We start from the raw sequence: 13,974 nt of genomic DNA, 5'->3' as shown, positions 1-13,974 counted from the left end.
CCATAAAACTATCATACCACCTTATACTCCCTAAGTATTTCCCGGAGTTTTTGTTTACCCCGGAAGAGCAATGTTCTGGAATTTACTTCCGTAATTCCCATGATCTGCGCTATCTCCTCATGATCGTACCCTTCGAGTAAAAAGAGCATAACCACATATCTGCTACTTTCCGGCAGTTGCTCAATGGCACGTACAACCATTTTGGGGGTTACGCTGTCTTCTACCTGCCAGCTTCCGTTTTCTTCCACCACGGCATTGAGATATTTCTCCTCTAAAGCCAGCAATTTTTCCTTTTCTTTCTTTACTCTGTCCAGACAGTGGTTAATAACAATGCGTTTCAGCCACGCCCCGAAAGCCACTTCCTCCCTGTATTGATGTAAATTTTTAAAAACTTTTATAAAAGATTCCTGCACGGCATCTTCTGCATCTTCCCTGCTGGCCAGGTAACGCTTGGCCACACAAAACATGGCACTGCAATACTGCCGGTACAGTTTTAATTGCGCCCTGCGGTCGTTATTTCTACACTTTTCAATAAGTTCTGTCTGAAACATTCCGGCCGGTTTGTTCTGGTTTTATAGTTTTGATATACTCTCGGATCGCCGTAGCTTTCACCTTTATAGACGAGCCGGAATACAGTGTGTTGCAGATTTTTGACAATTTTATACTTTTGTCCTGAAAAAAAAGATATAAAAATCACTACCAAAAACCGCAAAACACTGTAAAACAGTAAATTAATACTATTTTTAGATACTGAAAAAATATTCCCGGCTTTTTCTTATCAAAATTTTAACATTTGACATTTGGTTTTTATAGACGACCGGTCATATTTTTGCATCTGAAATTAAGAGTAAACGGTGTCAAAGACAATCAAACATCAGGAAAAGACAGATTTCCTCCTGGATAAGGGGTTGGAACTGCTTTGGTGTAAAGGTTATAACGGCACCAGTGTCAATGACATCGTAAAGGTAGCTGATGTTCCCAAAGGTTCATTCTATTTTTATTTTGACTCTAAAGAAGATTTTACTGTTAAGGCTCTGGACAGATATTTTGCCTTGAAGCGAGCGGCCACTGCAGAAGTATTGGAAGATCGGTCTGTCTCCCCTTCGCAACGGTTGTACAATTACTACGAAAAACGGGTGAATATCATGAAAGACCAGTTGAATTGTACGTGGGGCTGTATGGGAGCCAACATAGGCAATGAAATGTCCGAGCACAGTGAAAAAATACGTGTAACCATTGTTAACCACGAAGAAAAAATAAGGCGGCAGCTTGTGGATGTGGTCATTGAAGCGCAGATGGACGAGGAAATAGATCATACTGTGGACCCGGATAACATTGTTGCATTTATCGAAGATGCCTATAAAGGCATGCTGATATCGATGAAAGAAACCCAAAGTGCCGGCCCCCTCGATAACTTCCTGTTCTTTTTAAAGACGCTCATATTAAAGTAATCTTTTTTTGAACTTTATATAGACGACCGGTCAATTTCAAAAAATACCAACATTAAACCCTGAACTTATGAAACATTCTATTTCTCCACCAGGATATCATATTCATTAATATGTCGTCCACAGTCAACCACATTCATTCTCAAACTTAAATTAAATCAGATCGGAGCACACGGCCCGCGCTTTGTCCTCCCAAAAAAAGTAAACGCTATGAAAAATTACAAATATCAAACTACAGTACTTCCCCTGTTGGCATTCCTGCTGGTTACTTCGGTTTTTGTTTCCTGTAGTGATGGTAATGCTGCGGAACAGGGGCCACAGGCTCTTCCTGCGCCTTACGTTCATCCCGCTGTTCATAAAATCACGGACTGGAGTGAATATATAGGCCGTTTTGAGGCTTCGGAGCGCGTGGAAATACGCTCCAGGGTAAACGGATATATTCAATCCGTCAACTTCAGGGACGGTGATATGGTCGAAAAAGGGCAGACCCTCTTTATCATTGATCAGCGGCCTTATTATGTAGCCCTGAAACAGGCCGAAGCTGAAAAACTACAGGCCGAAGCTGATCTCCGCCGTATGCAAAGCGATTATGACCGTATTGCTTCCGTACAGGATTCCCGCGCCGTATCTGCCGAAGAAGTAGAACAGCGGAAGCAAATTGCCAAATCTGCCGAAGCACGCCTTATGGCTGCCAATGCCCGACTAGCACAGGCCCGTCTCGACCTCAGTTATACGGAAATCAAGGCACCCATAAGCGGAAAAATAAGTGAAGATTTTGTCAATTCCGGAAATTACATAACCGGCGGAGCTTCCAGTGCCACACTCCTGACCACTATTCTCGCTGTTAATCCAATCCATTTTTATTTCGAAGGGAATGAAAACGATTTCCTGAAATTTCACACTTCCCCCGGTTCGGATGGTAACACTTCATCCATAAAAAAACCCGTGGTTGTGAAATTATCCGGAGAGGGAGAGTATTCGCGTGAAGGATATATGGATTTTGTCGATAATGAAATCCGGAGGAATACCGGGACCATCCGGGGCAGGGCCGTATTTGAAAATCCGGATATGCAGCTGGAGTCGGGGATGTTTGGACGTCTGAGATTGCTCGAAGAAACAAAGACCGATGCCATTCTCATTCCGGAGGCCGCCATAAGCAGTAACCAATCACAGAAAATCGTCTATACCATCGGTGCGGACAGTACCGTCCAGGTAAAACCCGTAAGAATAGGTAAGCTATATGGCGAGAAGTACAGGATTGTCGTAGGCGGACTTACGGAAGAAGACCGCATTATAACAGGCAACCTGCTTAAAGTACGGCCGGGAATGAAGGTAGCCCCCAAGGAAGGAACTTTCGCGGTGACCACACGTGACACTGTTTCCGTAGCCCTGCGCTAATAATTCCTGACATAATATTTTGTTTCCTTACTCCCGGCATACAATGGCCGGGAGAAGGATCTTATTTTCCTGTTTTCAAACTATTTATCACTAAAAACGGAAGGCTATTCCACCGGGAAACTTTCCACAACAAAAAGTAGTAAACCAATGAAATTCAGTCATACTTTTATCAAAAGGCCGATTCTTTCGATCGTGATCTCCATCCTGCTCATGATCGTCGGGGCCCTGGCCTATTTTTCCCTGCCGATATCGCAGTATCCGGATGTAGCTCCTCCCACTGTTGTGGTCCGGGCAGTGTATCCCGGGGCCAGCGCGGAGACCATTTCCAAAACCGTAGCCACTCCCCTGGAGCAGGAGATCAACGGGGTGGAAGGAATGATATACATGTCGTCACAGGCTTCCAATGACGGTGCCCTGCAGATCACCGTCTCCTTTAAGCAGGGAGTAGATGTGGACAATGCCCAGGTACTTGTACAGAACCGGGTTGCCACTGCGGAACCCCGTCTCCCGGAGGAAGTGCGAAGGCTCGGAGTAACCACAGAAAAGAGCTCTCCGGACCTCATGATGGTTATCCACCTGATATCACCGGACAATACATACGACCAAACCTACCTGGCCAATTTTGCCAATTTCCAGATTACAGACCGTCTTTCCCGTATTGACGGAGTAGGTTCGGTGCAGATGTTTGGTGGTGACCAGTATTCCATGCGAATATGGCTCAACCCTGACCGTATCGCCACACTGGATATGACGCCCAATGAAATACTCACCGCCCTGAGATCACAGAACATCCAGATTGCCGGGGGGACATTAAACCAGCAACCCCTGACCAACCAGAATGCCTTTGAGGTAAATGTTCAGACCCAGGGCAGGCTCAATTCTATCGAAGAATTCGAGAATATTATCGTAAGGAACGGGGATGAAGGTGAACTGGTCCGTATCAAAGATATAGGAAGAGTAGAACTTGGCGCCGCCACATACAGTACCAAGGGATACCTCAGTCAGTACCCCGCCGTGGCCCTGCCCATCTCGCAAAGGCCCGGAACCAATGCCCTGGAAACCGCAGAAGCCATAAAGGCAACCATGACAGAGGCCGCCAAAGATTTTCCGCAGGGGATCGAATACCGTATTGCCTATAACCCTACGGAATTTATACAGCAATCCGTAGATGAAGTGGAACATACCATCTACGAAGCCGTATTCCTTGTTGTGCTGGTTATTATATTATTCCTCCAGACATGGCGGGCAGCCATTATTCCTATTCTCGCGATTCCTGTTTCACTCATAGGTACATTTGCGGTTATGCAGGCCCTCGGGTATTCCCTTAACTATCTTACCCTGTTCGGACTGGTTCTGGCCATAGGTATTGTGGTAGACGACGCTATTGTCGTCGTGGAAAACATGGAACGTAACCTGGAAGAAGGTCTGAGTGTCCGGAAAGCAGCTAAAAAGACCATGAACGAAGTCGGTGGTGCGTTGGTATCCATGGGGCTGGTCCTTGTAGCGGTTTTCCTGCCTACCATATTCCTCGAAGGTATCAGCGGACAGTTTTACAGCCAGTTCGGGGTAACGGTTGCCGTGGCCACAATGATCTCCGTATTCGTATCCCTGAGTCTCAGCCCGGCCATAGCGGCCCTGGTTATGAAAAAACATAAACCTGCAGAAGAGCAGCATGCAACCGTCAAAATGGGTATTATATCCGCATTCTTTGCTCAGTTCAACCGTATGATGGACTGGGTTTCTGACCGCTACGGAAAAATAGTCCAGAAATTTATTGGCATCCGCGCATGGGCCCTCGCCATATATGCAGTACTTATCCTGCTGACTGTCTTTGCCTTTTACCGCGTTCCCTCCGGGTTTATACCGGCCCAGGACCAGGGTTACTTTATAGCTGTGATCCAGTTACCTCCCGGGTCCTCCCTGGAAAGGACGGACAATGTGGTGAAAAAGGCCATTGACAGTATTATGAAAATCGACGGGATAAAAGATGCTGTCGCATTTACGGGCTTTGATGCCGCAACCTTTACCAATGCTTCCAATGCCGGGGCTATATTCCCCGTGCTGGAAGATTTTGACACCCGGAAATCCAAGGGAATCGCATATGAAGATATTCAGGCCAAACTCAACCAGGCCCTGGGAGTTTTTGAAGATGCATTCATCGTCGTTATCCCTCCTCCTCCCGTAAGCGGAATCGGAAATGCCGGGGGATTTAAACTCATGCTCCAGGACAGGGGCGGACTGGGCAACGAACAACTGCTCCAGGCCGGGTATGCGCTAATGGCAGCAGCCAATCAGGATCCTGCTCTTACCGATGTATTTACTTTTTTTAATACAAGTTCCCCCCAATTGTTCTTTGACATTGACAAAGAACGGGCGCAGAAACTGGGTATTCCCATCCAGGAAATATCCAGTGCCATTGAAGTTTATCTGGGCTCCGCTTTTGTGAATGATTTTAACCTTCTGGGGAAAACATTCCGCGTAACCGCCCAGGCAGACGGGGATTACCGTTATGGCCCGGAAGACCTGACCCGTATCCGGGTGCGGAACAAAGAGAACAAGATGATACCACTCGGGGCCATCGGTGAACTGGAAAACTTTTCGGGCCCCGCAAGAGTTCCCAGGTACAACCTCTACCCTGCCCTTGCCCTGACTGGTAACACCGCGTCAGGATACAGTTCGGGGGAAGCCATTGAGGCCCTGGAAAAACTCGCCGACGAAACCCTTCCGGAAGGTATCGATTACGAATGGACGGAAATAGCTTATCAGCAGAAACAGTCAGGTAATACCGCAGGTATTGCTTTTGCCCTTGCCGTACTTTTCGTTTTTCTCCTGCTTGCCGCACAGTACGAAAGCTGGGTATTGCCGCTTGCCGTTATTCTTATCGTCCCCATGTGTCTCCTTTCCGCCATGCTGGGTGTGGGGATCGCAGGTATGGACAATAACATCCTTACCCAGATAGGACTGGTAGTCCTGGTGGGGTTAGCCAGTAAAAATGCCATTCTCATCGTAGAGTTTGCCAAACAACTGGAAGACCGCGGTTATGCCCTAGAAGAAGCAGCCAGAGAAGCGGCCAGACTCCGCCTTCGTCCCATTCTGATGACCGCATTTGCCTTTATACTGGGGGTAGTACCATTGGTTTTGGCATCCGGTGCAGGCTCCGAAATGAGAAGGTCGCTCGGTACGGCCGTATTCAGCGGTATGCTGGGAGTTACCTTTTTCGGGCTTCTCTTTACTCCCGTATTCTATGTTCTATGTAGAAAAATGGGAATTAAAAAAACTAAAACTATTGATGTAAATGCATAATATGAAAACGATCCATTTTTTGAAATTTGCTTATGTCATCCTCGCCGGATGGACTATCCTTCCCTTACAGGCACAGGATAGCCTTACGGGCTGGAAATGGCAGGAACCACCACAGGAAAACATAGTATTATATATAGGAAACGACACCATTACCAAAAATGCCGACCCCGTAACGGATAGCGCCCCCTGGTGGAAAGCATTCGGATACACTGAACTGGACAGCCTGGTACAAAAAGCACTAGCTAACAATATAGACCTCAGGATTGCCGGGGCAAGAGTAGAACAGGCCAGGGCAAACAAAAAAATAGCGTTGGCCGCAATGTTCCCCGCTATCCGTCTGGAACCGTCTTTTGTAAGGCAAGAGTTTTCCCCGAACCGTCCGAACCCGTTTGGCGGACAACTGGACAGGGCTACGCTCAACACATATGAACTACCGGTGACCCTGTCCTATGAAGTGGATGTTTTCGGTAAGAATATCAACAACGTGGAAGCCAGTACTCTCATGTCCAGGGCAAGTGAGGAGGAACGCAAAAATACCCTGCTCGCCGTTATCGCTGAAGTATCCCGGAACTACTTCCTGCTGTTACAACTCGATGCGGAAAGCGATCTTCTGAAGCATACGGAAACAACCCGGAAAGACAATCTCGAAATCACCTCAACCCGGTATGAAGCCGGCCTTGTCAGCGAAATCGACGTGCTCAGGGCAAAAACGGAACTTTCGTCCGTACAGGTGCAATTAAAGAACAACAGGCAGCTCCGGGCGGAAATAGAGTTGATCCTCGCCACATTGACCGGTGAGGATGCAAGTACTTTCCAGGTTCCCCATAGCAAGGTCAGATATCTTCCGCCTTCCGTAGCATTTATGGAGAAAGATTCCCTTGCCCTTTCCAGGCCGGACTTAAAAGCGGCCCGGTTGTTACTGCAATCTTCGGATAAAAGGGTAAGCAAACAGTGGAAAGAACTCCTGCCATCATTTTATCTGAACGGCTCATATGGTTACCTCTCCGGGGATGCCGGCACTCTCATAGAAACTAACGGCAGATCCTGGATTGCAGGGATATCCGCTTCCCTTCCTATTTTTGAAGGAGGAAGAAAACGTTCCGAGATAAAGCTGAGACGAAGTGAATTACAGGAAGCCCGGGAAAATTATAACAAACTCACCCTCGAATCCTATCGCCAGGTAGAAAATGCATATGCCCAGCTGCAATGGGTCCATCAGCAGCTACTGGCACAGCAACAATTTGTCATTGCCGCCAGGGATGCCGCAAACCTTACAGGTGAGCGATATCGAAAAGGACTGGTGAATTATATCGATGTCGTAGATGCCGAACGGCAGGTTCTGGAAGCAGAACGCCTGAGCGTACAGCTCTTCGGCCAGGAGCTCAGCGGACGTGTTTCGCTGATCCAGGCTCTAGGGCTGTTTCCGGAGACCCTGAAGTAATTTTTATCATTCCACTATATACATTCGTTTTATTTACAACACGAAAACCCTGCGCATGCGGGGTTTTCGTATTTTAGCCTTCCATAAAAAAACATTTCTGATTTCCCGCGGGAAATCCGGACCCTTAAAAGATATTTTCGGTGAAACATACCATAAAGAATTCCCATATTAGCCTGGTTACCTTTAATTATGGCGCTACGATACAACAACTGATTGTCAAGGACAAAAACGGAAATGACATCAACGTGGTTCTCGGTTTCGAGACAGAAGAGGATTATAAGAACAATCCATTTTACATAGGGGCCTCCATAGGCCGTTATGCCGGGAGGATAAGCCAGGGAGGCTTTTCCCTGAACGGTACAGATTACAAACTACACCAGGAAAACGGCGTGCACCTTCACGGGGGCAGAAACGGACTGAACAAGAAAAACTGGAAGCTGGAAAAAGCGGAAACAGAAGGGGAAAGCCCGTTTGTAACCTATGCGGTTACCAGTCCGGATCTCGAAGAAGGTTATCCCGGCACCCTAAAGGTAAGCGTTACTTACCGGTTGACCGGCAACAGCCTTAAAATAACCTATGAGGCCACAACAGACAAAACGACGGTCATTAATCTTACCAACCATGCGTATTTTAATCTCGAAGGAAGAAACTCCATTCTCAACCACGAATTAGAACTAAACAGCGAGGTCTTTGTTGAACTGGACGATAAGCTCCTGCCTACGGGAGACTTTTTGCCGGTAAAGGGAACCTCATACGATTTTCTGTCTCCTGAAGTGATTGGAGCGAAACCGGGATTTTCGGGGATAGACGATGTTTTTGTATTGAAAGGACAAGACCCCGCGGCCACCTTATACTCCCCGGAAACGGGAATTGAGATGAAGGTAAGTACGAATCAAAGGGCAACAGTGGTCTTCACTCCGGAAGATCTCGGAACAACGGAGTTCCTGAACGGTACCCGATACGGAAATTTTTCTTCGATCTGCTTCGAGGCCCAGACCTTTCCGGATGCGCCGAACAAGCCGGATTTTCCTTCGGCAGTATTGGAACCAGGAGAAACTTACAGGAACGAAACGGTATTGCAATTCAATGTGAGGTAGTCTTTTCCCCTCGAGAAAACACAACATTGAGAAGCGGGAAATATCCCTGCGGAATGCACTGAAAGAAATTGTATTTTTACAAAAAGAAACTCCCGGATCTTTGAGCGAAAAACGAAAACCAACAGCAAAAGAACAAAGCGCTGCCGGAGAAAATCTCTCCGGAAAGTCGGTCGCACCCGATCTTCAAAGATTTAAAAGAGTACAGATATCTCCCGAAAAACTCGCCGAAAAGATCATTTCCGGAGATGTGGTGGCACTTAGCCAGGCCATAACCCTGGTAGAAAGTACAAATCCCGCACATGCCGAAAATGCACAGTCCGTTATTGAAAAGTGCCTTCCTCATGCCAACCGTTCCGTCCGGATAGGCATTACAGGAGTTCCCGGGGCCGGGAAAAGCACTTTCATAGAAACTTTCGGAAAACACCTGACCTCCGTCGGGAAAAAAGTTGCCGTACTGGTGGTAGATCCCAGCAGTACCATAAGCCGCGGCAGTATCCTGGGTGACAAAACACGTATGGAAGAACTGGTAAAAGACAAAAATGCTTTTATACGTCCCTCCCCTTCCGGTAATTCTCCCGGAGGTGTGGCGAGAAAAACCAGGGAAACCATACTGCTCTGCGAAGCCTGTGGTTTTGATACCATTATTGTGGAAACCGTTGGGGTGGGCCAGGGAGAAACCGCCGTACACAGTATGGTGGATTTTTTCCTGTTGCTGAAACTGGCGGGTGCGGGTGACGAGCTACAAGGTATTAAACGGGGGATTATGGAAATGGCAGATGCCATTGTCATCAATAAAGCCGACGGGGACAATAAAAAAGCCGCAGATAAAGCCAGGGGTGAATTTGCCCGGGCACTTCACCTCTACCCACCCAAAGAAAACGGATGGACCCCGAAAGTCCTCACTGCTTCCGCCCTCGAAAACCGGGGAATCACGGAAATATGGGAACTCGTGGAAAGCTACATCTCCGAAACCAGGGAAAGCGGTTACTTCCGGCACAAACGAATGGAACAGAATAAATACTGGTTGGTTCAAACCATTGAAGACAGGCTTAAAATGCGCTTTTACCAGGATGAAAACATAAAAAGACAACTCGACAAGGAGCTCCTGGCTCTTGAAAAAAACGAGACCACACCATTTGCCGCCGCCCGGAAACTGCTGGAGTTATGGGACAGATAAAATACTGTTTTCCATAGATTTTAACCCATTTTCACCTCTCACCTCAACATTTCCGAAGGAAATCACATATTTTTTTTACATCTTTGCGTGTTAAAAGCGGCCAGAATAAACCCGGACCGGGTTTCTGCGATTATTAAACGGAGAATGAACTACCAATTTACCATTATTGTTCCTATCTATAACGAAGAAGATAATCTCGAACGTCTAGAAAAAGAGCTTACCGGGTATATTTCCAATACAAAAACAGCAACAAAAGTACTTCTGATAAATGACGGTTCCGGAGACCGTAGCCAGGAACTTATCGAGGTCATCTGTCAACGCAATGAAGCCTTTCATTTTTTGCAATTTGCAGAAAACAGGGGGCTGAGCGCCGCCATAAAAGCGGGCTTCGATCATGTAGACACCCCGCTTCTCGGCTATATGGACTCTGACCTGCAAACATCCCCGGAAGATTTTAACCTGCTCCTTGAGCACATCGGGGAATACGACCTGGTGACAGGTGTAAGGGCCAACCGTAAAGATTCTTTTGTAAAAAACATGTCTTCGTTGATTGCCAATAAAATAAGAAGGACTTTTACCCATGACGGCATGGATGATACCGGATGTCCGCTGAAGGTCATCAAAACAGAATATGCAAAACGGATTCCCATGTTCAAAGGCCTTCACCGTTTTCTGCCGGCTATGATACTGTTGCAAAACGGAAAGATCGTCCAGATTCCCGTCCGCCATTTCCCGAGGACTGCCGGAGAAGCCAAGTTCGGATTATGGAACAGGCTGATCGGCCCCCTGATGGACTGTTTTGCATACCTCTGGATGAAGAGAAAGTATATCAACTATACCATAGCCAAGAAAGGATAAATGCAAAACTGGATCGTTTACGCCATCGGATTTCTTGCACAAATTTTGTTTTCCAGCAGATTGCTGCTGCAGTGGATCCTTTCCGAAAAAAACAAAACGGTGCTTACTCCGCGCCTGTTCTGGCAACTCAGCCTGCTGGCATCGTTTCTCCTGTTCATCTACGGTTATCTCCGCCATGATTTTGCCATTATGCTGGGACAGGCACTCACGTATTTTATATACATCCGCAACATGCAGATGCAGGGAGCATGGGCGAAATTCCCCTGGATCTTCCGTACTTTTTTATTGCTCTTTCCGTTTATAATAGTGCTTTATTACTACAACAACAATAAACTAGATATTCAAAACCTGTTTCAGAATGAAAACATCCCTTTATGGTTATTAATGATGGGGAGTATAGCGCAGGTTATTTTCACTTTTCGCTTTATCTATCAATGGATATATTCGGAAAGAAAAAAGGAATCCGTTCTGCCGACAGGGTTCTGGGTTCTCAGCCTAACCGGGGCGGTACTCATTCTGGCTTATGCCGTTTTGAGAAAGGACCCGGTACTGATGATAGGCCACCTGTTCGGAAGTGTCATTTATGTTAGAAACCTGATGATATTAAACAAACAACATGGTTAAAATACTGGAAAGATATCCGGCAATTACACTTTTGCTGGTATGCCTTATTATCTTTTTCTGTAACCTGGACGAGCTTTATGTAAATATTATGGAAGCCCGTAATTTTATCACGGCCAGGGAAATGCTTTCGGAGAACAACTGGTTACTTACCACCCTCAACGGCCTGCCACGCTACGAAAAACCGCCTTTACCCACTTGGTTAACGGCATTCTCGGCCGCTGCTTTCGGTATGGAAAACCTGTTTGCCCTCCGGCTTCCTGCAGCACTTGCTGCCACATTTATGGTGTATATGATGTACAGGTTCAACCTGAAGATACATCGGAACAACCGACTGAGCCTCTATACCGGCCTTATCCTGGCCACATCGTTTTACGTGATCTTTTCGGGACGGAACGGGCAGTGGGATATATTTACCCACGCTTTTATGATCGCTTCCATTTACTTTCTTTACGCCATGTTCCGGGGAGAACATTTGTGGAGAAATGCATTCCTTGCAGGAATCTTTGCCGGCGCTTCTTTTCTGAGCAAAGGTCCCGTTTCCCTATATACACTCTTCCTGCCTTTTATCATAGCGTATGGTATCGTCTACAAATTTTCCGGTTTTCGCAGAAAGGTGCTGCCACTTATCTTCTTTATTATAATTATGAGCCTGTCCGGCCTCTGGTGGTTTGTATATGTACGACTGGCCGATCCGGAAGCCTTTGTCGCCATTGCTTCGGAGGAAGCAACCAACTGGGGCAGCTATAACATAAGACCTTTCTATTATTACTGGAGTTTCTTTACACAAAGCGGCATATGGACTATCCCGGCATTTACCGGACTGCTGTATCCCTACCTCAAGAACAGGGTAAGTGATAAGAAAGCTTATTTATTTGCTTTTTTATGGACCGTGGGCTCCGTAGTACTGCTTTCCGTGATTCCCGAGAAAAAATCGCGTTACCTGCTTCCGGTACTATTACCATTAGCGATGAACACTGCCTTCTACATAGAGTACCTGGTCCGTGAATTTGCAACTCTAAAAAATAGAAAGGAAACTATTCCGGTATATTTCAACTTCGGTTTAATAGCTCTTATAGGGATTGCTTTCCCAATAGCCGGGTATATTTTTTTCGGAAAAGAATTACAGGGACTCCGGGTATCTTTTCTGCTGGTCTCGGTATTTTTGTGCGCCACAGGCATCTTCATGTTAAGGAACCTGTTCCGAAAAAACATCAGAAACGTATTTTTACTCACTATTGCTTTTATACTGGGAATCATTCTTTTCGGATTCCCCCTGGAAAATACCTTCAGTAATGACAATACAGGATTCCATAATATTAATCACCTGGCAGAGAAAGCACAAAAAGAAGGTATCTCCGTTTATTCCTTCGGGGAAATAGCTCCCGAAGCGATTTGGGAATACGGAACCATAGCCCCCAGGATAGATGCCCGTTCCCGGATAAAAATCCCCGCGGAAAACAGCTTCGGCGTTTTGGTCCCCCCCGTAAGTGAAACGGAATTTAAACGTATCTTTGCAACGGATTTTAATCTCCGCCTGCAAGATGTCTTTGACATAAACTACACTGCGGGGAAAAAGGAAAAGGACTATAAGCAAAGGCTGGTAAGCCAATATTATATCGTAACCAAAAAATAACAAAAACGAATGTGACTTGCCCTCCGGGACATTCACTGAAATTTTCGGTATACCCGGGTCCGGTCCGGCATTGCGGAAAACAAACAGACAACTACAATGAAAAATTTAAGCAGAATAGAAGTTTTCGGATACATGTTCCTTATCATTACCTTCGTGAACAGCCTTTATTTCGGTTTTACCGATGCTGCTCTTTTTAATGAACATTATGCACAGGAAGACGGGCTTGTGGAAAACGAAACCGCCCTGATGCTCCTCGCCATAAGCATACTGTGTGTCTATCATCTTTTCAAGCTGTGGAATTTCAAGAAACCCCTGTGGAAGGCAGGCACCCTGATTTTCGCCGTTCTGTTCTTCTTTGCTGCCGGTGAAGAAATATCCTGGGGACAAAGAATCTTCGGAATGGAATCCGGAGAATTCTTCCTGGAGAACAATGCCCAGGGGGAGACTAACCTTCACAACCTGGTCGTAGGTGACACTAAAGTAAACAAATTAATATTCAGCCAGCTCCTAATGATCGTCATGGTCCTGTACCTGGTCATTGTTCCGTTACTGTACAAAAAGGTCCGATGGATAAAAAACCTGGCGGATACCTTTGCCGTACCGATAGTGGAATGGAGGCACACGATAGCTTTTATCGTTTGTACCATTCTGGTAAGCCTTATTCCCGCCGACAGAAAATGGGAGGTTTATGAACTGGCTTTCGGGATCATTTTCTTCCTTATCTTTCTCAATCCTTTTAACCGTCATATTTTTCGGGAAAGTAGTAATGCACATGAATAATGTTTAGAACTTTTGAAAGTAAAGGTGTTTTTAAGACTTTAATCTCATTCGGATTTTTCCCAAAGGCCTCCTTCGACCGGGCTAACACTTGCGAGGATAATCCGGAAGCACTACCGGTATTCATCAGGATGATGGAGGAAACTACGGGATTATTTATGCCCGGGTAAGCCTGAATAGTACCATTTAAGGGATTGGGTATACGCCAAACCCATTCC

Annotated in this window: 11 protein-coding genes; 10 read left to right on the top strand and 1 reads right to left on the bottom strand. The window is 46.3% G+C overall.

The annotated features are described in order from the left end of the window. Positions 1-11 precede the first annotated feature (11 nt). Entirely contained in the window at positions 12-551 is a 540-nt protein-coding gene (locus ED312_RS12140) for an RNA polymerase sigma factor (RefSeq protein ID WP_123216290.1), read from the bottom strand. 303 nt (positions 552-854) lie between these two features. Between ED312_RS12140 and ED312_RS12135 the strand changes: the two genes are divergently transcribed. The 10 genes from ED312_RS12135 to ED312_RS12090 all read left to right on the top strand — a co-directional run bounded on the left by ED312_RS12135 (position 855) and on the right by ED312_RS12090 (position 13,759). Further along, positions 855-1,451 carry a TetR/AcrR family transcriptional regulator gene (locus tag ED312_RS12135; protein ID WP_123216289.1) on the top strand — a complete coding sequence of 199 codons (597 nt, stop codon included), beginning with the start codon at positions 855-857 and terminating at the stop codon, positions 1,449-1,451. A 207-nt stretch (positions 1,452-1,658) separates the two neighbouring features. Beyond that, positions 1,659-2,846, top strand: coding sequence for an efflux RND transporter periplasmic adaptor subunit (locus tag ED312_RS12130; protein ID WP_123216288.1), 1,188 nt, complete (start codon positions 1,659-1,661; stop codon positions 2,844-2,846). 147 nt (positions 2,847-2,993) lie between these two features. Next, on the top strand, positions 2,994-6,149 hold the full coding sequence (locus ED312_RS12125; protein WP_123216287.1) for an efflux RND transporter permease subunit: 3,156 nt from the start codon (positions 2,994-2,996) through the stop codon (positions 6,147-6,149). Between the two features lies 1 nt (position 6,150). Beyond that, positions 6,151-7,590 carry a TolC family protein gene (locus ED312_RS12120; RefSeq protein WP_170164504.1) on the top strand — a complete coding sequence of 480 codons (1,440 nt, stop codon included), beginning with the start codon at positions 6,151-6,153 and terminating at the stop codon, positions 7,588-7,590. A gap of 140 nt (positions 7,591-7,730) precedes the next feature. Then, positions 7,731-8,687, top strand: a complete 957-nt coding sequence (locus ED312_RS12115) for an aldose epimerase family protein (RefSeq protein WP_123216285.1) — start codon at positions 7,731-7,733, stop codon at positions 8,685-8,687. 100 nt (positions 8,688-8,787) lie between these two features. After that, a complete protein-coding gene (gene meaB / locus ED312_RS12110; RefSeq protein ID WP_123216284.1) occupies positions 8,788-9,864 on the top strand; it encodes a methylmalonyl Co-A mutase-associated GTPase MeaB in 1,077 nt (358 codons plus the stop codon). 144 nt (positions 9,865-10,008) lie between these two features. Continuing rightward, complete coding sequence (locus ED312_RS12105) at positions 10,009-10,722, top strand: glycosyltransferase (protein WP_123216283.1); 714 nt, start codon at positions 10,009-10,011, stop codon at positions 10,720-10,722. Next, on the top strand, positions 10,723-11,346 hold the full coding sequence (locus ED312_RS12100; protein ID WP_123216282.1) for a lipid-A-disaccharide synthase N-terminal domain-containing protein: 624 nt from the start codon (positions 10,723-10,725) through the stop codon (positions 11,344-11,346). After that, on the top strand, positions 11,339-12,979 hold the full coding sequence (locus tag ED312_RS12095; RefSeq protein WP_123216281.1) for an ArnT family glycosyltransferase: 1,641 nt from the start codon (positions 11,339-11,341) through the stop codon (positions 12,977-12,979). Before ED312_RS12100 ends, ED312_RS12095 begins: the two co-directional genes overlap by 8 nt. 96 nt (positions 12,980-13,075) lie before the next feature. Further along, positions 13,076-13,759 (top strand): hypothetical protein, encoded by a 684-nt coding sequence (locus tag ED312_RS12090; RefSeq protein WP_123216280.1) that lies wholly within the window; start codon positions 13,076-13,078, stop codon positions 13,757-13,759. Positions 13,760-13,974 lie beyond the last annotated feature (215 nt).

It is taken from the genome of Sinomicrobium pectinilyticum (assembly GCF_003725735.1).
Lineage (GTDB): Bacteria > Bacteroidota > Bacteroidia > Flavobacteriales > Flavobacteriaceae > Sinomicrobium > Sinomicrobium pectinilyticum.
This window is presented reverse-complemented; position numbering and strand designations above follow the sequence as displayed.